Source organism: Herbaspirillum camelliae, from assembly GCF_001929405.1.
In the GTDB taxonomy this organism is placed as follows: Bacteria; Pseudomonadota; Gammaproteobacteria; order Burkholderiales; family Burkholderiaceae_D; genus Herbaspirillum; species Herbaspirillum seropedicae.
Genome location: NZ_KV880769.1, coordinates 5,827,263 through 5,851,176, shown reverse-complemented (window position 1 = coordinate 5,851,176; position 23,914 = coordinate 5,827,263). Strand labels below are relative to the sequence as shown.

Annotated in this window: 22 protein-coding genes; 19 read left to right on the top strand and 3 right to left on the bottom strand. The window is 65.2% G+C overall.

The window, feature by feature from the left end:
* The first annotated feature begins 17 nt into the window (after positions 1-17).
* The 11 genes from BGK68_RS26105 (at position 18) to BGK68_RS26055 (ending at position 10,725) form a co-directional block, all read left to right on the top strand.
* Entirely contained in the window at positions 18-398 is a 381-nt protein-coding gene (locus tag BGK68_RS26105; protein ID WP_075259473.1) for a ComEA family DNA-binding protein, read from the top strand.
* 217 nt (positions 399-615) lie between these two features.
* Positions 616-1,590: a sensor domain-containing diguanylate cyclase gene (locus tag BGK68_RS26100; RefSeq protein WP_075259472.1), complete on the top strand. Its 975-nt coding sequence runs from the start codon at positions 616-618 to the stop codon at positions 1,588-1,590.
* A gap of 94 nt (positions 1,591-1,684) precedes the next feature.
* Entirely contained in the window at positions 1,685-3,829 is a 2,145-nt protein-coding gene (locus tag BGK68_RS26095; RefSeq protein ID WP_075259471.1) for a DNA polymerase III subunit gamma/tau, read from the top strand.
* Between the two features lie 60 nt (positions 3,830-3,889).
* On the top strand, positions 3,890-4,216 hold the full coding sequence (locus tag BGK68_RS26090; RefSeq protein WP_008331542.1) for a YbaB/EbfC family nucleoid-associated protein: 327 nt from the start codon (positions 3,890-3,892) through the stop codon (positions 4,214-4,216).
* 96 nt (positions 4,217-4,312) lie between these two features.
* Positions 4,313-4,615 (top strand): YciI family protein, encoded by a 303-nt coding sequence (locus tag BGK68_RS26085; RefSeq protein WP_075259470.1) that lies wholly within the window; start codon positions 4,313-4,315, stop codon positions 4,613-4,615.
* Positions 4,612-5,208: a recombination mediator RecR gene (gene recR, locus BGK68_RS26080; RefSeq protein ID WP_075259469.1), complete on the top strand. Its 597-nt coding sequence runs from the start codon at positions 4,612-4,614 to the stop codon at positions 5,206-5,208. Before BGK68_RS26085 ends, recR begins: the two co-directional genes overlap by 4 nt.
* Positions 5,209-5,525: 317 nt before the next feature.
* A complete protein-coding gene (locus BGK68_RS26075; protein ID WP_075259468.1) occupies positions 5,526-6,773 on the top strand; it encodes a CaiB/BaiF CoA transferase family protein in 1,248 nt (415 codons plus the stop codon).
* 94 nt (positions 6,774-6,867) lie between these two features.
* Entirely contained in the window at positions 6,868-7,905 is a 1,038-nt protein-coding gene (locus BGK68_RS26070; RefSeq protein ID WP_075259467.1) for an ABC transporter substrate-binding protein, read from the top strand.
* 128 nt (positions 7,906-8,033) lie between these two features.
* A complete protein-coding gene (locus tag BGK68_RS26065; protein WP_013235616.1) occupies positions 8,034-8,843 on the top strand; it encodes an ABC transporter ATP-binding protein in 810 nt (269 codons plus the stop codon).
* Between the two features lie 48 nt (positions 8,844-8,891).
* Positions 8,892-9,743, top strand: coding sequence for an ABC transporter permease (locus BGK68_RS26060; RefSeq protein WP_075259466.1), 852 nt, complete (start codon positions 8,892-8,894; stop codon positions 9,741-9,743).
* Between the two features lie 79 nt (positions 9,744-9,822).
* Entirely contained in the window at positions 9,823-10,725 is a 903-nt protein-coding gene (locus BGK68_RS26055; RefSeq protein ID WP_075259465.1) for an NAD-dependent protein deacetylase, read from the top strand.
* On the opposite strand, the gene BGK68_RS26050 is transcribed toward BGK68_RS26055, so the two are convergent.
* The gene (locus BGK68_RS26050; protein ID WP_075259464.1) at positions 10,655-12,214 is read right to left on the bottom strand and encodes an MFS transporter; all 1,560 of its coding nucleotides are present in this window, start codon (positions 12,212-12,214) and stop codon (positions 10,655-10,657) included. The two genes, BGK68_RS26055 and BGK68_RS26050, sit on opposite strands and share 71 nt — an antisense overlap.
* Before the next feature lie 162 nt (positions 12,215-12,376).
* On the opposite strand from BGK68_RS26050, the gene BGK68_RS26045 reads away from it, so the two are divergent.
* Both BGK68_RS26045 and BGK68_RS26040 read left to right on the top strand, forming a co-directional pair.
* Positions 12,377-13,279 carry a LysR family transcriptional regulator gene (locus tag BGK68_RS26045; RefSeq protein WP_075259463.1) on the top strand — a complete coding sequence of 301 codons (903 nt, stop codon included), beginning with the start codon at positions 12,377-12,379 and terminating at the stop codon, positions 13,277-13,279.
* 47 nt (positions 13,280-13,326) lie between these two features.
* Positions 13,327-14,364, top strand: a complete 1,038-nt coding sequence (locus BGK68_RS26040) for an Lnb N-terminal periplasmic domain-containing protein (RefSeq protein WP_075259462.1) — start codon at positions 13,327-13,329, stop codon at positions 14,362-14,364.
* A 68-nt stretch (positions 14,365-14,432) separates the two neighbouring features.
* Here the strand turns inward: BGK68_RS26040 and BGK68_RS26035 are convergent, their stop codons facing one another.
* Both BGK68_RS26035 and BGK68_RS26030 read right to left on the bottom strand, forming a co-directional pair.
* Positions 14,433-15,722, bottom strand: coding sequence for an O-acetylhomoserine aminocarboxypropyltransferase/cysteine synthase family protein (locus BGK68_RS26035; protein ID WP_075259461.1), 1,290 nt, complete (start codon positions 15,720-15,722; stop codon positions 14,433-14,435).
* Between the two features lie 163 nt (positions 15,723-15,885).
* On the bottom strand, positions 15,886-17,301 hold the full coding sequence (locus tag BGK68_RS26030) for a fimbrial protein (protein WP_233149423.1): 1,416 nt from the start codon (positions 17,299-17,301) through the stop codon (positions 15,886-15,888).
* 280 nt (positions 17,302-17,581) lie between these two features.
* Here BGK68_RS26030 and BGK68_RS26025 point away from each other — a divergent pair, with 280 nt between their 5' ends.
* The 6 genes from BGK68_RS26025 (at position 17,582) to BGK68_RS26000 (ending at position 23,881) form a co-directional block, all read left to right on the top strand.
* Positions 17,582-18,109 carry a fimbrial protein gene (locus tag BGK68_RS26025; RefSeq protein ID WP_069375602.1) on the top strand — a complete coding sequence of 176 codons (528 nt, stop codon included), beginning with the start codon at positions 17,582-17,584 and terminating at the stop codon, positions 18,107-18,109.
* Positions 18,110-18,284: 175 nt separating this feature from the next.
* Positions 18,285-18,974 (top strand): fimbrial biogenesis chaperone, encoded by a 690-nt coding sequence (locus BGK68_RS26020; RefSeq protein ID WP_233149422.1) that lies wholly within the window; start codon positions 18,285-18,287, stop codon positions 18,972-18,974.
* Positions 18,975-18,988: 14 nt separating this feature from the next.
* Entirely contained in the window at positions 18,989-21,595 is a 2,607-nt protein-coding gene (locus tag BGK68_RS26015) for a fimbria/pilus outer membrane usher protein (RefSeq protein ID WP_075259459.1), read from the top strand.
* A complete protein-coding gene (locus tag BGK68_RS26010) occupies positions 21,592-22,347 on the top strand; it encodes a fimbrial biogenesis chaperone (protein ID WP_075259458.1) in 756 nt (251 codons plus the stop codon). Before BGK68_RS26015 ends, BGK68_RS26010 begins: the two co-directional genes overlap by 4 nt.
* A gap of 11 nt (positions 22,348-22,358) precedes the next feature.
* Positions 22,359-23,243 (top strand): EAL domain-containing protein, encoded by an 885-nt coding sequence (locus tag BGK68_RS26005; RefSeq protein WP_083657905.1) that lies wholly within the window; start codon positions 22,359-22,361, stop codon positions 23,241-23,243.
* Complete coding sequence (locus BGK68_RS26000) at positions 23,222-23,881, top strand: response regulator transcription factor (protein WP_069374710.1); 660 nt, start codon at positions 23,222-23,224, stop codon at positions 23,879-23,881. Before BGK68_RS26005 ends, BGK68_RS26000 begins: the two co-directional genes overlap by 22 nt.
* Positions 23,882-23,914: the final 33 nt, after the last annotated feature.

Sequence of the window (23,914 nt, the reverse complement as noted above, 5' to 3'; positions counted from 1 at the left end):
AGTCGAAAGGAAGCAGCATGTTCAGGAAATCCCTGTTGTTCATTCTCGGTTTCATTTTCAGCACCGGGCTGGCCATGGCCCAGGTCGATGTCAACAAGGCCGACCAGGCCGCTCTGGACGGGGTGCGCGGCATCGGGCCCTCCATGTCCAAACGTATCCTGGAGGAACGCCAGAAGGGCGGCGCCTTCAAGGACTGGGGCGACCTTGAAAAGCGCGTCAAGGGCATCAAGGACAAGAGCGCGACCAAGCTCTCGGGTTATGGCCTGACCGTCAATGGCCAGTCCAGGTCAGGCGCCGAGGCCGCAGCGGACAAGCCGGCCAAGCCGGCCAAGCCGGCCAAGAGCCCCGCCCGGGAAGCCAAGCCCATGGCCTCCGAGCCCGGCGGCAACGGCAAGTAAGTCCCAGGGGATAAGACCGGACAAGAGCGCCGGCAAGATGGCAGGGCGGGGCAAGGGAGACTGCCATCCCGATCAGGTTTTGTTGCGATGCGGTACCTGCCGCCGCGTGCCGCCTTCCTATCACAACAAATTCTTGTTTCTCAAAAAATTTAGGGTTAAAGTGGTCCGGCTGCAAGCCGTCAACAAGGGCAAATCTCTCCACTGTGCGCCTACGAATATGAGAATCGCCGAGCTACCCGCCAATGAAGCTGCCCGCATCGACGCCTTGCATTCGCTGCGCATCCTCGACACTCCCCGCGAAGAACGTTTCGACCGCCTCACACGCCTGGCCCGTCGCCTCTTCGACGTGCCCATGGCGGTGGTGACGATGATCGACGTCAACCGCCAGTGGTTCAAGTCCTGCGTCGGGCTGGGCGATGCCACCGAGACCTCGCGCGACGTGTCCTTCTGCTCCCACGCCATCCTGCACGAAGAGATGACCATCGTGCCCGATGCCACGCTCGACCCGCGTTTCTCCGGCAATCCGCAAGTCACCGGCGAGCCCTTCATCCGTTTCTATGCCGGCTGCCCCATCAGGAGCGAGAGCGGTTTCACGCTAGGCACGCTGTGCCTGGTCGATACCGTCCCGCGCAGCTTTGACGCCGATGAGCGCACCCTGCTCAAGGATCTGGCCACGATGGTGGAGCAGGAGCTCACCGCAGTCAGGATGGCGACCATCGACGAACTGACCGGCATTTCCAACCGGCGCGGCTTCGATGCACTGGCCCGGCATGCGCTGGCCAACAGCCGCCGCATGGGCTGGCCTGCCTGTATGCTGTACTTCGACCTGGACCAGTTCAAGCAGATCAACGACCGCTTCGGCCATGCCGAGGGCGATGCCGCGCTGGTCGACTTCGCCGCGCTGCTGTCCTCCGGCTTCCGCGAATCCGATGTGGTCGGTCGCCTGGGCGGTGACGAGTTTGCCGTCTTCCTGACCAATGCTGACCTGGCCGAATCCGATACCGTGCTGGCCCACTTCGCGCAGTCGGTGCGCGAATTCAATGTGCTGCGTCCGCGCCCCTACGCGCTGGCCTACAGCGTCGGTGTGGTGCAGTATGATGCGGCCCGCCATGCCGATCTGGCAGCCTTGCAGCACAGCGCCGATGCGCTCATGTACGAACGCAAGAAAGCCCGCCGCGCCCAGGCCGGATGAACGATGCAGGCGATGGCGGCAAGGCAAAGGCGATACGGGCGGCGAAATAGCTTAAAATGCCCCCCTGAGCCAAAAAGCCGACAGCAGCCACCTCATGTCCTATCAAGTTCTTGCCCGTAAATATCGTCCCCGCAGCTTCGACACCCTGGTAGGCCAGGAGCACGTCGTGCGCGCGCTGACGCACGCGCTGGAACAGCAGCGGCTGCACCACGCCTATCTCTTCACCGGTACCCGCGGCGTAGGCAAGACCACGCTCTCGCGCATCCTGGCCAAGTCGCTCAACTGCGTCGGCCCCGACGGGACGGGCGGCATCACCGCCGCCCCCTGTGGCGTGTGCGAAGCCTGCGTGGCCATCGATGCCGGGCGTTTCGTCGACTACATCGAGATGGACGCCGCCTCCAACCGCGGCGTGGACGAGATGGCGCAACTGCTGGAGCAGGCCATCTATGCCCCCTCCAACGCCCGCTTCAAGGTCTACATGATCGACGAAGTGCACATGCTCACCAACCACGCCTTCAACGCCATGCTGAAGACGCTGGAAGAACCGCCCGAGCACATCAAGTTCATCCTGGCCACCACCGACCCGCAAAAGATTCCCGTGACGGTGCTCTCGCGCTGCCTGCAGTTCAATCTGAAGCAGATGCCGCCCGGCCACATCATCGGCCATCTCGACAACATCCTGAACCAGGAAGGCATCGAGTTCGATGCGCCGGCGCTGCGCCTGTTGGCGCAGGGCGCTTCCGGTTCCATGCGCGATGCGCTCTCGCTGACCGACCAGGCCATCGCCTACGCCGCCGGCAAGGTCACGCTGGAAGCCGTGCAGGGCATGCTGGGCGCGCTCGACCAGTCCTACCTGATTCGCATCCTCGATGCGCTGGCGGTGCAGGATGGCGCAGCCCTCCTGGGCGTGGCCGACGACATGGCCACCCGCAGCCTGTCCTATAACGCCGCCCTGCAAGACCTGGGCACGCTGCTGCACCAGATCGCCCTGGCCCAGGCCGTGCCGGCCGCGCTGGCCGACGACCTGCCCAATCGCGAAGATATCCTGCGCCTGTCCGGCCAGTTCAGCCCGGAACATGTGCAATTGTTCTACCAGATCGCCGTGCATGGCCGCAACGAGCTGGGCCTGGCCCCGGATGAATACGCCGGTTTCAGCATGACGCTGTTGCGCATGCTGGCCTTCCGTCCGGTCAGCGCCAGCGCCACAGCGCCCATACCGGCCGCCTCGTCTGCACCGGCTCCCGCAGGTGGCCGACCGACCGCGCCGCGTCAGGCCGCGCCGCTGATGGCCCCGCAAGTGGCCGTGACCAGCGCTCCGGTCAGCCGTACCCCAGCCGCCACTGCGCCAGCGCCGGCCGCTCCTGCGGCAGCGGTTCCTGCCGCACCGGCTCCCGCTGCCGCACCGTCGGCGCCCGTCCAGGCAGCCGCTCCAGCCGCTCCAGCCGCACCCACTTCCGCCCGTGAAGCCGCCCTGATGGCGTTGCGTGGCGGCAAGGGTGGCAAGGCCCCCGCGCGGCCAGCGGCCCCGGCAGCCGCCACGCCAGCGCCTGCACCGGCGGCAGCCCCGGCCCAGTCCGCGCCGGCTGCACCCGCCGCCAGGGCCGAACGCGCTGCTGCGTCGATGCCGCCGGACATGCCCGAACCGCCGCCTTTCGATGCGATTCCCCCATGGGAAGAAGATACCGGTGCAGCGTCGTCCATGCCGCCGCCGATCCCCATGGCCGAGGTCGCTGAAAAAAAAACTGAGTCCGCCCCCGCCGCCGTAGCGCCGCCCGCAGCACCCGCGCCGCAGCGCCCGGCCGCCACGCCCGCGCAGAAGCAGGAAACCGCGCGCATCGCCGCCGAACTGGGCTGGGACGGCCACTGGCCGACCCTGGCCGCCAGCCTCGCCTCCCTGCGCGGCGTGGCGCACCAGATGGCCTTCCAGAGCGAACTGGTGCGTTGTGAGCCGCTCAACGGCGGCAATGTCTGCTTCCACCTGCGTATTCCGCTGGAAACCCTGCTTTCTTCCGGCAGTGTCGAGAAACTGACAGCGGCCCTCAGTGAACGCTTCGGCAAGGAAATCCGCGTCGAGACCGAGATCGGCGCCGTCGCCGACACCGCCAATGCGGTCGCCGAGGCCGAGCGCGCCGAACGCCAGCGTCAGGCCGAGCACAAGATGAAGAACGATCCTTTCGTGGTGACCATGATGCGCGAATTCGGCGCCTCCATCGTGCCAGGATCGATTCAGCCCCGTTGAGTCGCCGGCCTGCGGGCCAAACGCGATAGAATCCCGTGAATTGAAACAAGGAGCATGAGCATGATGAAAGGTCAACTGGCAGGTCTGATGAAGCAAGCACAGGCCATGCAGGACAACATGAAGAAGGCCCAGGAGCAACTGGCCAGCATCGAGGTCGAGGGCCAGTCCGGCGCCGGCCTGGTCAAGGTGGTGATGACCTGCAAGAATGATGTGAAGCGCGTCTCCATCGACCCGTCGCTGCTGGCTGACGACAAGGACATGCTGGAAGACCTGGTCGCCGCCGCCTTCAACGACGCCGTGCGCAAGGCCGAAGCCACCGCCCAGGAAAAGATGTCGGGCGTGACCGCCGGCATGCCGCTGCCGCCGGGCTTCAAGATGCCGTTCTGAGGCTTGCTGCACCCGCAGGCACTGCCCCCGGGTGCAGGCAAGACCGCGCAGGAGAGTGGGTTATGATGGAATGCAGGATTGCTTAGTGGAGGCTCCATGTTCATCGTCTCGATCACGTATACCAAGCCGGCAGGCGACATCGACGCCCTGTTGACCGCGCACAAGAAATTCCTCAACCAGCAATACGCCGACGGCGTGTTCCTGATGTCGGGCCGCAAGGTCCCGCGCACCGGCGGCATCATCATCGCCGACTGCGCCGATCGCGCCGAGATCGAAGCCATCGTGGAGTCCGATCCCTTCTTCATCGGCGGCGTGGCCGAATACGAGATCATCGAATTCGTTCCCTCCATGACCGCCGAGGCGCTGGAAGCCTTCCGCTATTCCGTAGACCGCAATTGAAAACCCCCTCCAGTCTCACCGTCCTGACCGACTCGCTGCGCCGGCTTCCCGGCATCGGCCCCAAGACCGCGCAGCGCATGGCCTACCACCTGCTGCAGCACGACCGCGACGCCGCCGCCGACCTGAGCCAGTCGCTGGCCAAGGCGCTGGACACCATCCGTCACTGCGCCCTGTGCAATACCTTCACCGAGCAGGTCGTCTGCGAGACCTGCCAGGACAGCCAGCGCGACCACACCCAGCTGTGCGTGGTGGAGTCGCCCTCGGACCAGGTCATGATCGAGCAGACCCTGACCTTCAAGGGCCTGTACTTCGTGCTCATGGGCCGGCTCTCGCCGCTGGACGGCATCGGCCCGCGTGACATCCACCTGGAAAAACTCATCACCCGCGCCACCGACGGCGTGGTCACCGAAGTGGTGCTGGCCACCAACTTCACCAACGAAGGCGAAGCCACCGCCCACTACATCAGCGAAACCCTCAAGGCCCGCGGCCTGAAGGTGAGCCGCCTGGCGCGCGGCGTGCCGGTGGGCGGCGAGCTGGAATACGTGGACGCCGGCACCATCGCCCGCGCCATGCTGGACCGTCGCACCACCTGAGTCTGGCCGGAATCGTTTTCAGATGAAAAACTTGCAGGCAAGCCGTCTGCAATGACGGGCAAAATGCGCGACATCAGGCGCATGCTGCAATAGAATGACGGCTGCCGGCTTGCACGTACGACGTCAGGCGATCCGGCGGCGCAAGCCCTGTCCACCGACCCGCGCCGCAGCATCGCCAGCCGTGCAGGGTGCAGATGCACCGACCCGCAGTCAATACACTGCAGGACACTGGCCTCCCTACCCACAAGAGCCAGGTCCCACACCATCGATCAACAGGAGAACACCGGAGCGCTCCCCAGGCCGCCGGTGCAAGCACGATGACCACAGGCACATCCAAGCCCGGCCCGCTGGCCGGCATCAAGGTACTGGAACTGGGCACGCTGATCGCAGGACCGTTCTGCTCGCGCATGCTGGCCGAATTCGGCGCTGACGTGATCAAGGTCGAAGCGCCCGGCAATGGCGATCCGCTGCGCCAGTGGCGGGTGCTGAAGGACGGCACCTCGCTATGGTGGTCGGTCCAGGCCCGCAACAAGAAGAGCATCACCCTGAACATGAAGGACGAGCGGGCCCAGGAGATCGCCCGCAAGCTCGCCCTGGAAGCCGACGTCATCATCGAGAACTACCGCCCCGGCGTGCTGGAGAAATGGAAGCTCGGCTATGAGGACTTAAAGCAGCTCAATCCCGCCACCATCATGGTGCGCCTGTCCGGCTACGGCCAGACCGGCCCGCTGCGCGACCTGCCGGGCTTTGGCGCCATCGGCGAGTCCATGGGCGGCATCCGTTACGTCTCTGGCCATCCCGACCGCCCGCCGGTGCGCATCGGCATTTCCATTGGCGACTCCATCGCCGCGCTGCACGGCGTGATCGGCGCCATGATGGCGCTGCGCCATCGCGACGTCACCGGCGGACGCTGGAACGGCAAGCAGGGCGCCGATTGCGTGGCAGGGCAGGGGCAGATGGTGGACGTGGCCTTGTACGAGGCCGTCTTCAACATGATGGAATCGATGGTTCCCGAATTCGACTTCGCCGGCGTGGTGCGCGAGCGCACCGGCGGCGCACTGCCGGGCATCGTGCCCTCCAACACCTACACCACCGGCGAGGGCATGAACATCGTCATCGCCGGCAATGGTGACGCCATCTTCAAGCGCCTCATGAGCGCCATTGGCCGCGAGGACATGGCCAATGATCCCGGCCTGGCGCGCAATGATGGCCGGGTGCCGCGCACGGAAGAGATCGACGCCGCCATCCAGCAGTGGTGCAGCACCCAGACCATCGACACGGCCCTGGCCACGCTGCAGGCCGCCGATGTCCCGGTGGGCAAGATCTATTCGGTCAAGGACATGATGAACGACGCCCAGTTCCTCGCGCGCGACATGTTCGAGCAGCACCAGTTTGCCGATGGCACCCCGGTCAAGCTGCCCGGCATTACGCCCAAGATGTCCGAGACCCCCGGCCAGACCAAATGGCTGGGCCCGGAACTGGGCGCGCACAGCGATGAAATCCTGCAATCGCTGGGGTATGATGAGGCCCACATCAAGATGCTGCGGGACCAGGGCGTGGTCTGAAGCAGCACAGCAAGGCGACGGTGATCTGCCCGGGGTCCCGTACGAGCATCATCACAACAGGCAGCACCCCCATCCACGACACGGAGGAGACATAATGAAATTGAGCTGGAAGCAATTGCTGATCGCCGCTGGCCTGTTCCTGGCCGGCTACTTTTCCTTCAACGGCAGCGCCGGCGCGCAGGCGCTGGAAAAACCCAAGGTCTCCATCGCCGTGGGGGGCAAGAACCTGTTCTACTACCTGCCGCTGACCATTGCCGAACAGCTCGGCTATTTCAAGGATGAAGGCCTGCAGGTCGAGATCTCCGACTTCGCCGGCGGCGCCAAGGCGCTGCAGGCCATGGTCGGCGGCAGCGCCGACGTGGTCTCGGGCGCCTATGAGCACACCATCAACATGCAGGCCAAGAACCAGCCCATCGTGGCCTTCGTGCTGCAGGGCCGCGCACCGCAGATCGTGCTGGCGGTCAACAACAAGACCATGCCCAACTACAAGACAGTGGCCGACCTGAAGGGCAAGAAGATCGGCGTCACCGCGCCGGGTTCCTCTACCAGCATCATGGCCAGCTATGTGCTGGCCAAGGCGGGCTTGAAGCCCAGCGATGTCTCCTTCATCGGCGTGGGCGCCGCAGCCGGCGCCATCTCGGCGATCCGCTCGGGTCAGATCGATGCGATCGCCAACCTCGATCCGGTGATCTCCATGCTGGAGCAGAGCAAGGAAATCAAGACCATCGCCGACACCCGCACCCTGAAGGACACCAATGACGTCTTCGGCGGCCCGATGCCGGCGGCCACGCTGTATGCCCCGGCTGCCTTCATCCAGAAGTATCCCAACACCACGCAGGCCCTGACCAACGCCATGGTGCGGGCGCTGAAGTGGATCCAGAAGGCCGGCCCTTCCGACATCATCAAGGCAGTGCCGGAGAGCTACCTGCTGGGCGACCGTTCGCTCTACATCGATGCCTTCATGAAGGTGCGCCAGGCCATCTCGCCGGACGGCTACTTCCCGCCGGGCGGCCCCGATACTGCGCTGCGCACCCTGAAGGCCTTCGAGCCTTCGCTGGCGGACAAGCAGATCGACCTGTCCAAGACCTTCACCAATTCCTTCGTCCAGAACGCCAACGCCAAGTACAAGTAAGCGCGGCGCTCCCCTCTGATGTGCAAGCATTGCAGCGACCGCAGATGCCCGGCAACGGGCATTTGCGCATCTGGGCGCTGCCATCCTCTTTCCGTTGATCCACCGTGGCCCCACCGGCCCGCATTGCCATGACGCCAGCCCTCCAGTTCGACAACATCACCTGCACCTTCGTCTCCAAGGACGACCGTTCCCAGCGCTACACCGCCGTGGCCAATACCGATCTTGCGATTGCGCCGGGCGAATTCGTTTCCGTGGTCGGCCCCACCGGCTGCGGCAAGTCCACGCTCCTGAACGTCGGCGCCGGCCTGCTGCAACCGTCCTCGGGCAGCGTCAAGGTCTTTGGCGAAGAACTCAAGGGCATCAACCGCCGCGCCGGCTACATGTTCCAGGCCGAAGCCCTGATGCCCTGGCGCAGCGCCCTGCAGAACGTGATCGCCGGCCTGCAGTATCGCGGCCATGAAGAAAAGGCCGCCGCAGAGCTGGGCGAGCAGTGGCTCGCGCGCGTGGGCCTGCAAGGCTTCGGCGACCGCTATCCGCACCAGCTCTCCGGCGGCATGCGCAAGCGCGTGGCGCTGGCGCAGACGCTGATCCTGGACCCCGACATCATCCTCATGGACGAGCCTTTTTCCGCCCTGGACATCCAGACCCGCCAACTGATGGAAAACGAAGTGCTGGACCTGTGGAATGCCAAGAAGAAGGCCGTCCTCTTCATCACCCACGACCTCGACGAAGCGATTGCCATGTCCGACCGCGTCATCGTTCTGGCCGCCGGCCCTGGCACCCATCCCATCGGCGAATTCAGGATCGACCTGCCGCGCCCGCGCGACGTGGCCGAGATCCGCATGCACCCGCGCTTCGTCGAACTGCACCAGCAGATCTGGGACGTGCTGCGCGATGAAGTGCTCAAGGGCTATCAACAACAAAAGCGCGCCGCCTAAGCCGTAGCGGAAAAAGCAGCGAAAAGATCAGGGAAGAGAACCAGCATCATGTGGAAATTATTTAAACCGAATCACAAGAACATCCGTTTCTGGCAGTTGATGGTGTTGGCCATCGTGCTGGTGGTGTGGCACGTCGCCACGCGCAACCCGCAGACCGCCTTCTTCTTCGGCGAACCGCTGAAGGTGGCGCAGCGCATCTGGGAATGGTTTACGGTGGGCAGCGGCTCGCTGGAAGTGGGCATCGGCGACACCACCTTCTTCACGCTCAGCTTCCCCGCTGAAATCTATTCACACCTCTTGATCACGCTGACCGAAACCGTGCTGGCCTTCATCATCGGCACCGTCTTCGGCCTGGCCATCGGCCTGTGGCTGGCGCTCTCGCCGACTGCCTCGGCCATCCTCGATCCCTATGTGAAGGCAGCCAACTCCATGCCGCGCGTGATCCTGGCGCCGATCTTTGCGATGTGGTTCGGCCTGGGCATCTGGTCCAAGGTGGCGCTGGCGGTGACGCTGGTGTTCTTCATCGTCTTCTTCAACGTCTACCAGGGCGTCAAGGAAGTCAGCCCGGTGGTGCTGGCCAATGCCCGCATGCTGGGCGCCAACGCGCGCCAGCTGCTGCGCACGGTCTACCTGCCCTCGGCCACCTCGTGGGTGTTTTCCAGCCTGCATACCTCCATCGGCCTGGCCTTCGTCGGTGCGGTGGTGGGCGAATACCTGGGCTCGGCGCGCGGCGTCGGCTACCTGATCCTGCAGGCCGAAGGGAGCTTCGATATCAACACCGTCTTTGCCGGCATCGTCGTGCTGACCATTTTTGCGCTGGTGCTGGACCTGGCCGTAGGCGTGATCGAAAAACGGCTGATGAAGTGGCAGCCCAAGAGTGGCGAGACCGAAAAGCTCTGAGCCGGGGCGATCCGTGGCGCGAGCAGCCGGCCGCCATTTCGCGTAGGCTCTGGGCTGTCATCGTCCAGCGAGTCCTCCCATGAGCCAGATCCTGACCGGGTCAGCATTGTCCACCGAGCCCATCGAGTCCACCGGGTCCACTGACCCCGCCGCCGCCCTGCCAGCGCTGGCGCAGCTCCTGCGCAGCCATCGCCAGGTGGTGGTGCTGACCGGGGCCGGCATCAGCACCGCCTCCGGCATTCCCGACTACCGTGACGACGCCGGCGTACGCCGTGGACGCCTGCCCATCCAGGGGGATGAATTCCGTCGCAGCGCTGCGGCGCGCCAGCGTTACTGGGCGCGCAGCATGCTGGGCTGGCCGCGCCTGGCGCAAGCCGCACCCAATGCCGCGCACCGGGCGCTGGCGCAACTGCAGCAGGCGGGCTATCTCGGCGCGATCGTGACCCAGAACGTCGATGGCCTGCACCAGCAGGCCGGCAGCGGCGAGGTCATCGAGCTGCATGGCAGCATCCATGCGGTGCGCTGCCTCTCCTGCGCCAGTGTCTATCCGCGCGCGCAGATCCAGCAGGAACTGGCCCGCTGCAATCCAGCCTTCACGCACCTCCAGGCCGCCCCCTTGCCCGATGGCGACGCCCAGCTTGAACCCGAGGCCGACGCCGCCTTCCATGTGCCGGATTGCCCGGCCTGTGGCGGTGTGCTGCAACCGGATGTGGTGTTCTTCGGCGATGGCGTGCCAGCGGCCCGCAGCGCCCAGGCCGAGGCCGCCGCACGCGCCTGTGACGCCATGCTGGTGGTGGGATCGTCATTGATGGTGTTGTCGGGCTTTCGGCTGCCGCGCATGGTGGCCGAGGCGGGCAAGCCGGTGGCGGCGATCAATCGCGGCGTGACCCGCGCCGACGCCTTGCTGTCCCTCAAGCTCCAGGAGGATGCCGAAGCCGTGCTGCCGCGTCTGGCCGCGCTGCTGGGCGCGCCGTCCGCCTGATCGACCACAGCACCAGCAAGGCCGTGGCCACGGCCAGCAGCGCCGCTGCCGCAAAGGCGTGGGCAAAGCCCTGGGCATAGGCCTGGCGCGCCAGCATCACGGCAGCCTGGCCGTGTTGCGGCAGCAGGGCTGCGGCCTGCGCCAGGTCACCGGCCATGGCGCGTTCCACGAAGGCCGCAGCGCTGGCTGAGGCATCCAGTGCTGCCAGGGCGTTCTGCATGGCGTGCCGCGCCGTGTCAGCCAGCACTGCCCCCAGTCCCGCAAAGCCCGCCAGCACGCCCGTGAAACGCGCCGTGGTGCTGATGCCCGAGGCCATGCCAGCCCGTTCACGCGGCACATTGCCCATGATGGCCTTCTGCGTCTGTCCATTCAACAAACCACCGCCACTGCCCAGCACCGCCATGCCCAGCACGGTCCAGGCAGTGCTGCCGGAGAGCGCCGCCTGGATCATCAGCAGGTTGCCCAGCGCCGTCACGCCCAGTCCCAGCGCCAGCATCTGCGGTGAGGATAGCCAGCGGGCCAGCCGGCTGCCCACCTGCGGCAACAGCAGCATGGCCAGCGCAAAGGGCAGCATCGCCAGTCCGGTCTGCCAGGCGCTCAGGCCGCGTGCGTTCTGCAGGAACAGTGGCAGCAGCGAGGCCATCACCTGGGCCGACGCGGCATAGGCGAACATGGCCGCGACCGCCGCCACGAAGCCGGCGTGACGGAACAGCGACAGCTCCAGCATCGGATGCGCAGCGCGACGCTGCCAGGCGATGAAGAGCGCCAATAAAAGAGCGCCACCCAGACCGCGGGCGACGCAAGCAACGCTGGTCCACCCGTGTTCCGGCCCGGTGATCAGGGCCCAGGTCAACAGGAAGACCGCGCTGGAGGAACTGAGGATGCCCAGCGGGTCCAGCGGACGCGGCAAGGGATTGCGCGACTCCGGCACATGCCGCCACACCGCCACGGCCAGCAGCAGGCAGGCCGGCAGATTCACGGCAAAGGCCCAGCGCCAGCCCAGCAGGGTATTGACCACGCCGCCGATGAGCGGGGCCAGCACCATGGTCAGGCCCATGATCCCGCCCCAGAGCGCCCAGGCGCGCTCGCGCTGGTCTTCCTCATGGAAGGCATGGCCGATCACCGCCAGCGCCGGCGCCAGCAGGAAGGCCGCGCCCACGCCCTGCAAGGCGCGCGCCCCGTACAGGGCCTGGGCGGAGGGGGCCAGCACGCAGGCCAGCGAGGTCAGCGCAAAGAGCGCGATGCCCCCCAGCAGCACGCGCCTGCGGCCATAGCGGTCGGCGGTGGCGCCGGCCGGCAGCAGCAGCGCGGCAAAGCAGAGCACGTAACTGCTGACCACCCATTCGATCTGGCTGAAGGACGCACCCAGGTCACGCGCCACTGTGGGCAGGATGATGCCGACCACGTTGGTGTCGAGCACCGTCATGGCGCAGCCGAATGATCCGGTCAGCAGGATACGGCCAGCGGAGGTGGTCAGGCGCAGGGACATGGCGGCAGGGTAAAGGCTAAAGGGCAAGAGGAATGGGCCTTCATTGAAACAAGATCCATGATTCGCTTCAATCATGGATTTCAAGCACTTGATTAGGTATAAGCTAATCAAGTCATTCCAAGTCCATTCCCTTTTGCCGCCAGCGCCCAGGAGCCCTATACGATGGAATTGCGACACCTGCGTTATTTCCTCACCGTTGCCGAGGAACTGCATTTCGCCCGCGCCGCCGAGGTCCTCGGCATCGCTCCGCCCACCCTGAGCGTGCAGATCCAGCAGCTGGAACGGCAATTGCAGGCCCAACTGTTCGTGCGCGGCAAGCGCGCCATCACGCTGACCTCGGCCGGCGAGGATTTCGTCGTCCAGGCGCGCGCCGTGCTGGCGCGCTTCGAACAGGCCATCGATGCGGGCCGTCGCGCCGGGCGCGGCGAGATGGGACGGGTGGAAGTGGGCTATGTCGGCTCGGCCGTGTTCGGCGGCATCCTGCAGCAGCAGCTCAGCGCCTTTCGCCAGCGTTGGCCGCAGGTGCTGGTGCATGCCCGCGAGTGGCCGATGCTGCAGCTGGGTGCGGCGCTGGAAGAGGGCAAGCTCGATATCGCCTTCGTGCGCCTGCCCGTGCCGCTGGGCCAGACGCTGCAATCGCATGTGCTGCTGCGCGACCGCTTCTGCCTGGCCCTGCCCACGGATCACGAGCTGGCCAGCAAGCCGGGCGCGATCCGTTCGCGCGCCCTGGCCGGTGAAGACTTCATCCTCCCTGAGCAGGAACTGGGCAGCCGCGAAGTGTGGCGGCGCGGCGGCTTTGCCCCGCGTAGCGTGAGCCGGCCCGGCGGGCTGTTGGCGGTGCTGGCCGAGGTGGCCGTGGGAGCGGGCGTGGCCGTGGTGCCGGGCGTGCTGACCACGGTGGTGAACCTGCCCAACGTCAGCTATCGGGCGCTGGCCGGCGCAGCGGTGGTGTCGGAGGTGGCGGCGGTCTATCGCCGCTTCGAACGCGCCCCGGCGGTGCGTAACATGATCGCCGCGCTGCGGGCCAGCAAGCCGGTGCAGGTGCAGGCCGCTACAATGGGCTGACCCGGCAGCGCCGGGATTTTTGATGACTCCGAGATGAAGATGTGCCGATGGCTTTTTTTCCGATAGCGCTGTTGATCGTGCTGGGCCTGCTCACGCTGGGGCTGGGCCTATGGGGCGGTTTTGCGCTGTGGTTCCAGCTGCCGGGGCCGGCCTGGGGGCGCATGCTGGCCAGCGGCCTGTGGGGCTGCATGGCCATGTCGGCGTTGGCCACGTTGGCGGGTGCGCCTGGCCAATGGCGCTGGGCACTGCCGGCCTTTGCGCTGGCGACCCTGGCAATGGGCGTATGGTGGCACGGCATCCGCCCCAGCCATGAGCGTGAATGGGCCGACGATGTGGCGCGCATGCTGGCGCCGCAGGTGCAGGGCGATATCGTGCAGCTGGATAACGTGCGCAACTTCGACTGGCGCTCCGAAACCGACTACGACATCCGCTGGGAATCGCGCCAGTACGATCTCGGCCAACTGGTCTCGGCGGACCTGCTGCTGTCCTACTGGATGGGGCCGGCCATTGCCCATACGCTGGTGTCGTTCGGGTTTGCCGATGGCCGGCGGCTGGTGTTCTCGCTGGAAATCCGCCGTGAACGCGGCGAAGCCTTCTCGGCCCTGGGTGGATTCTTCCGCAAGTTCGAAACCGTCATCGTCGCCGCCGATGAGCGCGACATCATCCGCACCCGTACCAATGCGCGTGGCGAAGATGTCTATCTCTACCGCCTGCAGTTACGTCACGACCAGTTACGCAAAGTCTTCCTCGGCTACCTGGAGCGGGCATCGCAGTTACGCCAGCATCCACGCTTCTACAACACCCTCACCAGCAATTGCACCACCATCGTCTTCGAACTGGCGCGTCGTCTCTCGCCCGCGCTGCCGCTGGATTACCGGCTGCTGCTGTCGGGCTACTTCGCCGATTACGTGTTCGACCATGGCGTGCTCACGCCGGGCTATTCCTTCGCGCAGTTGCGCCAGGCTGGGCGCATTACCGAGCGCGCCCTGGAGGGCAGTGCGCAGGACGACTACAGCCGCCTGATCCGCCAGGGCGTCCCCGGCGTCACGCCGCAGGAGCTGCGCCAAGACCCCGTGCAGCCCTGAAAAGACAATGGCTCCGTCATGCGGAGCCATTGTCCTGATGCAGCACGGCCGGTTCGGGCCGGCAGAGCTCAGGCCGATTGCAAGGCCTGCTCCAGATCGGCCAGCAAGTCATCGATATGCTCGATGCCGATGGACAGACGCACCGTATCCTCGGTTACGCCCGCCTTTTCCAGTTCGGTCGGCGAGAGCTGGCGGTGGGTGGTGGACGCCGGATGCGTGGCCAGCGACTTGGCGTCGCCGATGTTGACCAGGCGCGTGAACAATTGCAGCGCATCCTGGAAGCGCGCACCGCCCTCGCGGCCATTGGCCACGCCAAAGGTCAGCACGCCCGAAGCGCGGCCCTTGAAATACGTCTGCGCCAGCGCATGGTCGGGATGGTCTTCCAGCCCGGCATAGTTGACCCAGCGTACTTTCGGGTGACGCTTCAGGTACTGCGCCACGGCCAGGGTATTGGCAGTGATGCGATCCAGGCGCAGGCCCAGGGTCTCGATGCCTTGCAGGATCTGGAAGGCATTGAAGGGCGAGAGCGCCGCGCCCATGTTGCGCAACGGCACCACGCGTGCGCGGCCGATATAGGCCGCTTCGCCCAGCGCCTCGGTATAGACCACGCCGTGATAGCTGACATCCGGTTCATTCAGGCGCTTGAAGCGCTCCTTGTGCTTGGCCCAGGGGAACTTGCCCGAATCCACGATGGCCCCGCCCAGGGTGGTGCCATGGCCGCCCAGGTACTTGGTCAGCGAATGCACCACGATGTCGGCGCCGTGTTCGAAGGGACGCAGCAGGTAGGGCGTGGCGACCGTGTTATCGACGATGAGCGGCACGCCATGGCGATGTGCGATGGCGGCCACGGCGGCGATGTCGGTGATATTGCCCAGCGGATTGCCGATGGATTCGATATAGATGGCCTTGGTGCGATCATCGATCAGCGGTTCGAAGGAAGCCGGTTGGCGCGGGTCGGCAAAGCGGGTCTGGATGCCGTATTGTGGCAGGGTATGGGCGAACAGGTTGTAGGTGCCGCCATAGAGGGTGGAGGCGGAGACGATATTGTCGCCGGCCTCGGCAATGGTCTGGATCGCGTAGGTCACCGCCGCCTGGCCCGACGCCAGCGCCAGCGCACCGATACCGCCTTCGAGGGCGGCCAGGCGTTTTTCCAGCACGTCCTGGGTGGGGTTCATGATGCGCGAATAGATGTTGCCCTGGACCTTCAGGTCGAACAGGTCGGCGCCATGCTGGGTATCGTCGAAGGCAAAGGCCACGGTCTGGTAGATCGGCACGGCCACGGCGCGGGTGGTCGGATCGGGATCATAACCACCATGCACGGAGAGGGTTTCGAATTTCCATTGCGGGTTGTCTGCCATGTTGTCTCTTTCTTCTGGTTGAGTAATGGGTCGGGAGATGGTAACAGGCAGACGCTAGCGCGTGACACGCGCCGCGCCAAGAATTGTTTTGTCATATCGATATGAGAATAGCGCTGGCGCCGCGCCAGGGCGGCTGCGCGGCGGATAGGCGGCAATATCGCTGTCACTGCACCTTCACGATGACGTAGGCCGTCGAGAATATCCGACCCGAGGTGACGGTTTGCCCCGGCAGTTTCTGCAGCGTTGCGGTGAGCCGCTTTTCCACGGTGTACTGGTTCACAGCTGCGGGGATGGGCGGCGGGCAGCGCGACTGGTCTGGCGAGCTCAGGCGATACCAGCCTGCGCTGGATCCGGAGGGAAAGGATTGCCCCATCCATTGGCCGCTCAGTGAGCTGCTCAGGAACAGCATCTGTTGATGCGTCTGCGCATCGCTCAGGCTGATGCCCACGCCCGTGGCCACGGAGGGATCGAGACCATACTGATCCGACAGCAGATAGCGCACGCCCTCATTCGCGTTGACATAGCCCAGCATGCGCGCTGCCGCCAGCGCACCGGGAGAAACCTGGATGCCGAACGCAGTCTGGTTGTCCTCGGTGCCTGCCACCAGCGGCGGCAGGCTGCCGGTGCCTTCGTCACAGCGAAAGCTGAGCGTGAAGTCGGCCTGCCGTGTCTGGCCCTGGTTCAGTTCTTCTTCCGACACGGGCGGAAACACCACTTCGGGCGTGACGTTCTGCACCACGCAAGAGGGTATTGCACTCAGGCTGGCCCCCATACGCATGCCAAAGGCGATGCCATTCCAGGCGCCGAAGAAGCGATAGCGGTAGGCATGGTCTTCGCCGTCATCGTCGCCATGGTTGCTGGCGCGGTTATAGCCGGGGCCGCGCAGCATGATGTAGCCGTTGGGTTGTGTGCAGGTGTAGGGGACGCCCGTTCTGCGCCGCAGGTCGGGACGGCCGGGACACCAGTTGCTGGTGCCAGTGCCCGGTGACACGTCCGAAACGCGCGCCAGTTCGGCCTTGATGGGACTGAGATGGCGGGCGCGGATCAGGATCTTCTTGTTGGTTTCATCGACGTCGTAGGTCTCCAGCTTGCTGGACTGGTAATAGCGCGAGAGGACCTTGCCCGAACGCAGGTGCGTCAGGCGCAGCGCCACGCCAGGAAACCAGGTGCGATAGAAGCCCGAGAGTCCGTCCTGCGCGCCGATCTCGGCAAAGCCGCCGACCCGGTCATCGCCGTTGGTGGAAAACACTTCGTAGATCTCCCCGGCGTCGGCCAGATCGCAGCTCCACAGCAGCGTATCACCGTTGATGCCCGATGCCTCGGCGGCGCTCGCCACGGCGCTGCCCAGCATGGTGCCCACGGGCTGGATGGCGGTGCTGGCGAGGTTGATCCGGCCGAACCAGAACTGCGCCGAGCCGCCATCACTGAGTGGTGCAAACGGATATTGGGCGGCATTGTTGCGCGTGCAGACAGCCTGCGCTGCAGGCGCGCACAGCAGCCACAGTGTCAAGGCCAGCAAGGCCAGGCGCAAGACCGCAGGCGCGTCTTGCCGCGCGCGAAGGGGCGCTCGGGATGACAAGGACATTCTCCAGTCGGGATGGGAAAGCTGCCGATCTTGCCGTATCAGCACCACCTCTGGACATAGGGCCATCCTGCGATGCGCATGGGCGCATGCCCAATTCAAGCTCGGCCTGCGCATGGGATTTCGCCCATGTGCAATTCAGTCATCGCCATCCTCACGATGGGAGTGCGGCCATCTTCCTCGCCTCGGTGCTTGTCTATGATGCGTCTGGTGCAGTTCGCTCCGGTCGGCATCTGCCATTTTTTTTTGGAACGACCGAATCCTTATGGGGGTAATGATGAAAAAGCATCTCGCAGTCCTGTTGTTGCTGTCGCCGTCGCTGGTCCTGGCTGCCGGCAATACGATCACTTTCCGTGGCCAGGTCCACGCGCAGACCTGCCAGGTATCGGTCGATGGCTCGGCCAATCCCGTGGTCCTGCTGCCGACGGTGGCCACCGGTGACCTGGCGGCAGTGGGTAGCGCGGCGGGTGAGACGCCCTTCGTGGTCAGCGTCAGCGGTTGCACCGCCTCGGCCACGGATGCGCTGAAGATCAAGACCCAGTTCCTGGCCAGCGCTGCGACCAGTGGCAACAATATTCCCAACCTCGGCACGGCCAAGAACGTAGCCCTGCAATTGCGCAAGAGCGTTGGTGGTGATGCGATCAAGCTGGTGGGCGGCAGTTCAGTCTCTGTGGATGGGCTGGAGATGGCCGCCGGCGCTACCTCTGCTTCTCACACTTTTGCGGTGCGCTACATCTCCGAAAACGGCGTCGCCGGCGCAGGCTCGGTGATCGGCTCGGTGCAGTACGCGCTCGACTATCTCTGATCCCGGCACGCCTTCGGCCCAGGCCGCAAGGGCGCCGCCGTCCTGACGGCGTTGCCGTCTTCCCCGCAGATATTCCCATTACCGCCGCCAGGCCGTGTTCCTGGCGGCGCCTCTTGTATTTTCGGACATGAAAAGAACAAGCTTGCTCGCAGGGCTCATCATGGTGTTGGTTTTCATGGCGCGTACTGATGCGTGCGCCAGCGTGACGATGCTCGGCACACGCGTGATCTACCCGGCCGCGGCCAGCGAACAGGCGCTGCGTTTCAGCAATCCGGACGAGCATCCCAATCTGGTTCAGGTATGGCTCGATGATGGCCGCACCGGCAGCGACCACGCCAACGCCTCGTCTTTCCTGGTGCTGCCGCCGGTGTTCCGCATGGAGCCGCATAGCGGCCAGGTAGTGCGGCTTTCCTATGTCGGCGCGCCCTTGCCTGCGGACCGCGAATCCCTGTTCTTCCTCAACTTCCTGCAGGTGCCTGCGCTCAAGGCCGCCAGCGTGGATGACAACCAGCTGGTGCTGACCGTGCGCAGCCGCATGAAGCTGTTCTATCGTCCGCCCGGTCTGGACAACGAGGCCGATGCGGCGCGTGCGCCCGAGGCGCTGTCTTTCTCGGTCGATGCCAGCGCTGACGCGGCCAGTGTGGTGGCCCATAACGCCAGCGGCTATCACCTGGTCATCCAGCAGGCAGTCCTGATGCTGGGCGGGAAGAATCAGGAACTGGCCCGTGCCACCGTGATTGCGCCATTCCAGCAACTGCGCTGGCCGCTGGCGTACCGGCCAGCCGATCTCTCGGCGGTGCGCCTGCAGTTGCGCATCCTCAACGATGTCGGCGTGGAAGTGGTGCGCGACTATCCGCTGCGCTGAGAGGGCCGGCGCTCATGCGGCATCATCCACTACTACGGCGTCTGGCCGGTGCGGCCATCACGGCCGGTATGGCCTGGACGCTCACGCCAGCGGCTGCGGCGCAGCAGGAGCAGTACCTGTTCCTGGAGGCGCTGGAACTGGCCTCACCCATCAATAAGGGCAGCCTCGCTCGCTTCAACCGTCCCGGCACGATCGAACCTGGCCGCTACAGTGTGGATGTCTTCCTCAATGGCGTGTTCAGTCATCGCCGTTCGCTGCGCTTCGACCTGTTTGAAGGACAGGGCGTGGCGGCCTGCTTTACCGCACAGGATGCAGCGCTGCTGAACCTGCGGCCGGAGCTGCTGGGGCAACTGGGCCAGCGCGAATGCGCCCGTATCGAGGAACTGGCCAGCGGCGCCAGCGCCGTGTTCGAGATCGCGGACCTGCGCCTCAATGTCAGTGTGCCGCAGTCCCAGCTCAAGCAGGTGGCGCGCGGCTACGTCGATCCTGACCTCTATGATGCCGGGCAGTCCATCGGCTTCGTCAACTACAGCATCAGCCAGTACTATTCGCGGGTCGCGCAGTCCAGCAACAGCGCTACCTATGGCTTCACCAACAGTGGCGTCAACCTGGGCCTGTGGCGCTTGCGCCAGCAGGGCAGCATGCGCTACGACAGCCAGGCCGGACTGGCCTGGAACCCGGTGCGCACCTATGCCAAGCGCGCCCTGCCGGCCTGGCGCAGCGAGCTGACCGTGGGCGAGAACTTCACTACCGGCAAGCTGCTCTCAGGATTGGCCTATCAGGGTGTGGAGATCAGTTCGGACGACCGCATGCTGCCCGATTCCCTGCGTGGCTATGCGCCGGTCATCCGCGGCACAGCGCGCAGCAATGCCCTGGTCATCGTCAGCCAGAAGGGGCGTGAGATCTATCGCACCACCGTCGCGCCGGGCAGCTTCGTCATCGATGATCTGTATCCGACCAGCTACAACGGCGACCTCGACGTCACCGTCATCGAAGCCGATGGCAGCCGGGCGCAATTGAGCGTGCCATTTTCGGCGCTGCCCGAATCGATGCGGCCCGGAAGTTCGCGTTACAGCCTCACGCTGGGCCGCACCCGTGATACCGAGACAGCCGCACTGTTTCTCGACACGCTCTACCAGCGCGGCCTGAGCAATGCCCTCACCGGCAATGTCGGCCTCAGGCTGGCCTCTGGCTACCAGTCGGCGGTGCTGGGCAGCACCCTGGCGGGGAGGCTGGGTTCGCTGGGCCTGAACCTGAGCTATTCGCATGCCGACACCGGCCATGGCAACAGCGGTGGTTGGATGCTGGGACTGGCCTATTCGCGCAGCTTCGAAGACACCGGAACGCAGTTTTCCATCGCCAGCTATCGCTACTCGACGGCAGGCTACCGCGAGCTGGTCGACGTGCTCAGCGAGCGCCAGAGCAATCGCGCGGCAACGGCGTGGCTGGCATCGTCGAGCAGCTATCAGCAGCAGTCGCGCTTCGACATGTCGGTCAGCCAGCAACTGGGCAGCGCCGGTTCGCTGTACCTGTCCGGACTGACGCAGACCTTCTATCACAACCGCAGCCGCATCACCCAGATGCAGTTCGGCTATTCGACCATGTGGAGCAATGGCATGAGCATGAACCTGGCCTTCCAGCGACAGCAGATCAGTGCGTCTTCCTCATCTGCGCTGGAGCTGGCCGATGGCCGCCTGCCATCGACCAGCCGCCCTGGCTCGTCGGTGATGCTGTCGCTCTCCATTCCCCTGGGTAAAGCCGGTGCGGAGCGGCCCGTGATGAGCACTTCGCTGGTCAGGACCGCCGCGCAGGATGTACTGCAATCGCAGGTCTCGGGCATGCTGCCCGGACCCCACAGGCTCAGCTACAGCGTTGGGGCCAATCACGCCAGCGGCGGCCAGCAGGATAGTCTCAATGGCAATCTGGGCGCGCGCCTGTCCAAGGCCGATCTCAACTTCAACCTGGCGCGCGGGCGGGATTACTGGCAAGCCGCCGCCAATGCGCGCGGCGCGCTGGCAGTGCATGGCGACGGCATCACCTTCGGCCCTTACCTGGGCGATACCTTTGCCCTGATCGAAGCCCCTGGCGCCAAGGGCGCGCGCATCTTCAATGGCCAGGGAGCGGTGATCGATGGCAATGGCTTTGCCTTGCTGCCTTCGCTGTCTGCGTATCAGCGCAACGTGGTCGAACTGGCCAGTGCAGGGACCAACAGCAAGAGCGAGATCCTGGAGAGCCAGCGCATCGTGATTCCCTATGCCGGCGCTACCCTGAAGCTCCGTTTCAGGACACGCGCCGGCCACGCCCTGCTGGTCAGGCTGCTGCGTGACGAGGGGGCGCCCTTGCCCATGGGCGCCGATGTGCTCACCGAAGAGGGCGAGGTGGTCGGCATGGTCGGGCAGGGTAGCCAGGCCTACCTGCGCAGCGATTCCACGCGCGCGCGGCTGCTGGTGCGCTGGGGCGATGGCCAGCAGGAGCGCTGCACATTCCAGTACGATCTGCAGGGCCAGGACCTGGAGCAAGCACTGCTGCGTCTGGAGGCTGCCTGCGTGGCTGCGCCGCGGCGGGCCGAATTTCTTCCGGCAGAAGCCGCGCCCAGCGGCGCGCAGGGAGCACGGCAGTGATACGTTTCCTCCGGTGCGCTTTGCTGCTGGCGCTGTGTGCTCTGGTGCAGGCCCAGGCTGGCGTGATGCCTGAGCGTACCCGTCTGGTCCTCAGCCAGGGCGTCGGCGAAGTACGCCTGCGGGTGGCCAATACCAATGCCTATCCGGTCATGTTGCAGAGCTGGGTCGATCAGGGCGAGGGCAGCCAGGCTCCCGATACGGTGGTCTCGTCGATGTTTGCCATGCCGGGCGTGCAGCGGCTGCCGCCCCAGGCGATCAGCGCGGTCCGCCTGCTCTACACGGGCGATCCCTTGCCTGCCGGACGCGAGTCGGTGTTCTGGCTCAATCTCTACGAGATTCCCGTACTGCCCGCCGACGGGACTGCGCAGGGATCGCGCATGCTGCTGGGACTCAATACCCAGATCAAGGTGTTCTATCGTCCGCCCGGCTTGCCCGATCCGGACCCGCGCTGGTTCGAGGCGCTCCATTTCCGGCTTGAGCGCGAGGCCGGGCAGTGGGTGCTGGTCTGCCGCAATGACAGCGCCTACTATGCCTCGCTGGCCGGCTTGCAACTCAGCGACGGCCAGGCCCAGTACACGCCGCGCCAGGGGCCTGACATGATGGCCCCACCGTTTGGCGAGATGCGTTATCCATTGCCGCGCTCCAGCGTTGATCATGCCTGGCGTGAGGCCCATCTGCGTTATCAGCTCATCGACGACAGCGGGCTGGCCCATGAACAGCAGGTCACGCTGGCGTCCCCTATCCTTCCGTGAATGGAGTCCTGATGCCCTTTCCCACCGTTCCCACCGTTCCCACCGCACCGCCCATGGCGCGGGCGCAACTGCTGCAGGCCTTGCGTGAGCGCCAGTTCCATCCCTTCCTGCAACCTATCGTCTGCGCCGCGGGCCGCTGGCAGGGGGCCGAGATACTGATGCGCTGGCAGCATCCGCAGGCGGGGCTGCAGGTGCCTGGCGTGTTCATCGACCGGCTGGCCGAACAGGGTTTGCTGGCCGCCGCCACGCGCCAGATGCTGCAACAATTGTCCATGAGCTGGACGGGAGCCGGCCTGGCGCTGCGCCAGCCGTTCTTTCTCTCCTTCAATGCCTGCGCCGACCAATTGCGGGGCGACGCGCTGGTGTCTCAGTGCGAGGCGTTGTTGCATACCATGCAGCAGGCCAGGTTGCGGCTGATGATAGAGATGCCCGAGCGCGGCGGCGATATAGCCCCCGCGCATTGCCGCCGCCTGTTCTCCCAGTGTGAACAGGCCGACATTGCAGTGGCGCTGGATGATTTCGGCATCGGTGACGCGCGCCTGCACCAGCTCGCCAGCGGGCGCATCAGTTGCCTGAAGCTGGATCGTTCATTTGTTGCTGCCACGCCTGCCGATTCCCTGTACAGTCGCCTGGTCGAAAAGATCGTCGCCCTGGCCGCCGTCTTCAATGCCAGCGTGACCGCCGAGGGCGTGGAAACATTGGCGCAATGGCAATGGCTGCGCAGCATCGGCGTGCGGCGTTTCCAGGGATATTATTTCGCCAGGCCGCTGGCGGCGGCAGATTTCCTGGGGCAGATGGTGCAACGCCGTCTGGCCCGCAAAACTTGCCCCGTCCAGCGCACGAGAACCAGTGCCAGCAAAGAGGGAGCAGCATCATGGCGAGCAGGGAAACGATGATACGGGTAGGCATTGCCGATGATTATCCGGTTGTGCTGCGCGGGATAGAGGCGATCCTGTCCCCTTGCCCGGACATGCAACTGGCCTTTTCCGCCGAGAGCATCGCGCAGCTCATGACCTGCCTGGCGCAGACGCCCATCGATGTGCTCTTGTGCGACTATGCCTTCGACGATGACCCGCAGGCCGATGGCCTGGACTTGCTCAAGCGGCTGCGCCGCCATCATCCTGAGCTGAAGATCATCTTCCTCAGCGCCCATGCCCAGCCACAGATCATCTCCAGCGCGCTGGAACTGGGCGCAGCCGGATTCATCGGCAAGAACCGCACCGACTTCGTGAACCTGCCGCAAGCGATCTATTGCGTGCAGGCCGGGCAGGTGTATCTGCCGCAGTCCCTGTCGGCCTCGTTGCTGGGTAGCCTCTACAGCGTCCATTCGCGCCAGACCGGACTGGGACAGCTCTCCGAGCGCGAGCTGGTGGTGGCGCGCATGATCTGCCAGGGCATGTCCATCGCCGCCATTGCCGAGCGTCTCAAGCGCAGCCCCAAGACCATCAGTAACCAGAAGGTAGCGGCCATGAAGAAGCTGGGCGTGAGCAACGACGTCGAACTGAGCCGGGTGTTCCAGAGCCTGGGCCACTGAGCGACGCAATCCCCCGAGCCGCCCAGCCACCCC

What these genes read in the sequence shown, in the direction of transcription:
- BGK68_RS26105 (WP_075259473.1), top strand. Translation starts at nt 18, where the DNA reads ATGTTCAGGAAATCCCTGTTGTTCATTCTCGGTTTCATTTTCAGCACC.
- BGK68_RS26100 (WP_075259472.1), top strand. Translation starts at nt 616, where the DNA reads ATGAGAATCGCCGAGCTACCCGCCAATGAAGCTGCCCGCATCGACGCC.
- BGK68_RS26095 (WP_075259471.1), top strand. Translation starts at nt 1,685, where the DNA reads ATGTCCTATCAAGTTCTTGCCCGTAAATATCGTCCCCGCAGCTTCGAC.
- BGK68_RS26090 (WP_008331542.1), top strand. Translation starts at nt 3,890, where the DNA reads ATGATGAAAGGTCAACTGGCAGGTCTGATGAAGCAAGCACAGGCCATG.
- BGK68_RS26085 (WP_075259470.1), top strand. Translation starts at nt 4,313, where the DNA reads ATGTTCATCGTCTCGATCACGTATACCAAGCCGGCAGGCGACATCGAC.
- BGK68_RS26075 (WP_075259468.1), top strand. Translation starts at nt 5,526, where the DNA reads ATGACCACAGGCACATCCAAGCCCGGCCCGCTGGCCGGCATCAAGGTA.
- BGK68_RS26070 (WP_075259467.1), top strand. Translation starts at nt 6,868, where the DNA reads ATGAAATTGAGCTGGAAGCAATTGCTGATCGCCGCTGGCCTGTTCCTG.
- BGK68_RS26065 (WP_013235616.1), top strand. Translation starts at nt 8,034, where the DNA reads ATGACGCCAGCCCTCCAGTTCGACAACATCACCTGCACCTTCGTCTCC.
- BGK68_RS26060 (WP_075259466.1), top strand. Translation starts at nt 8,892, where the DNA reads ATGTGGAAATTATTTAAACCGAATCACAAGAACATCCGTTTCTGGCAG.
- BGK68_RS26055 (WP_075259465.1), top strand. Translation starts at nt 9,823, where the DNA reads ATGAGCCAGATCCTGACCGGGTCAGCATTGTCCACCGAGCCCATCGAG.
- BGK68_RS26050 (WP_075259464.1), bottom strand. Translation starts at nt 12,214, where the DNA reads ATGTCCCTGCGCCTGACCACCTCCGCTGGCCGTATCCTGCTGACCGGA.
- BGK68_RS26045 (WP_075259463.1), top strand. Translation starts at nt 12,377, where the DNA reads ATGGAATTGCGACACCTGCGTTATTTCCTCACCGTTGCCGAGGAACTG.
- BGK68_RS26040 (WP_075259462.1), top strand. Translation starts at nt 13,327, where the DNA reads ATGGCTTTTTTTCCGATAGCGCTGTTGATCGTGCTGGGCCTGCTCACG.
- BGK68_RS26035 (WP_075259461.1), bottom strand. Translation starts at nt 15,722, where the DNA reads ATGGCAGACAACCCGCAATGGAAATTCGAAACCCTCTCCGTGCATGGT.
- BGK68_RS26025 (WP_069375602.1), top strand. Translation starts at nt 17,582, where the DNA reads ATGAAAAAGCATCTCGCAGTCCTGTTGTTGCTGTCGCCGTCGCTGGTC.
- BGK68_RS26020 (WP_233149422.1), top strand. Translation starts at nt 18,285, where the DNA reads ATGGCGCGTACTGATGCGTGCGCCAGCGTGACGATGCTCGGCACACGC.
- BGK68_RS26015 (WP_075259459.1), top strand. Translation starts at nt 18,989, where the DNA reads ATGCGGCATCATCCACTACTACGGCGTCTGGCCGGTGCGGCCATCACG.
- BGK68_RS26005 (WP_083657905.1), top strand. Translation starts at nt 22,359, where the DNA reads ATGCCCTTTCCCACCGTTCCCACCGTTCCCACCGCACCGCCCATGGCG.
- BGK68_RS26000 (WP_069374710.1), top strand. Translation starts at nt 23,222, where the DNA reads ATGGCGAGCAGGGAAACGATGATACGGGTAGGCATTGCCGATGATTAT.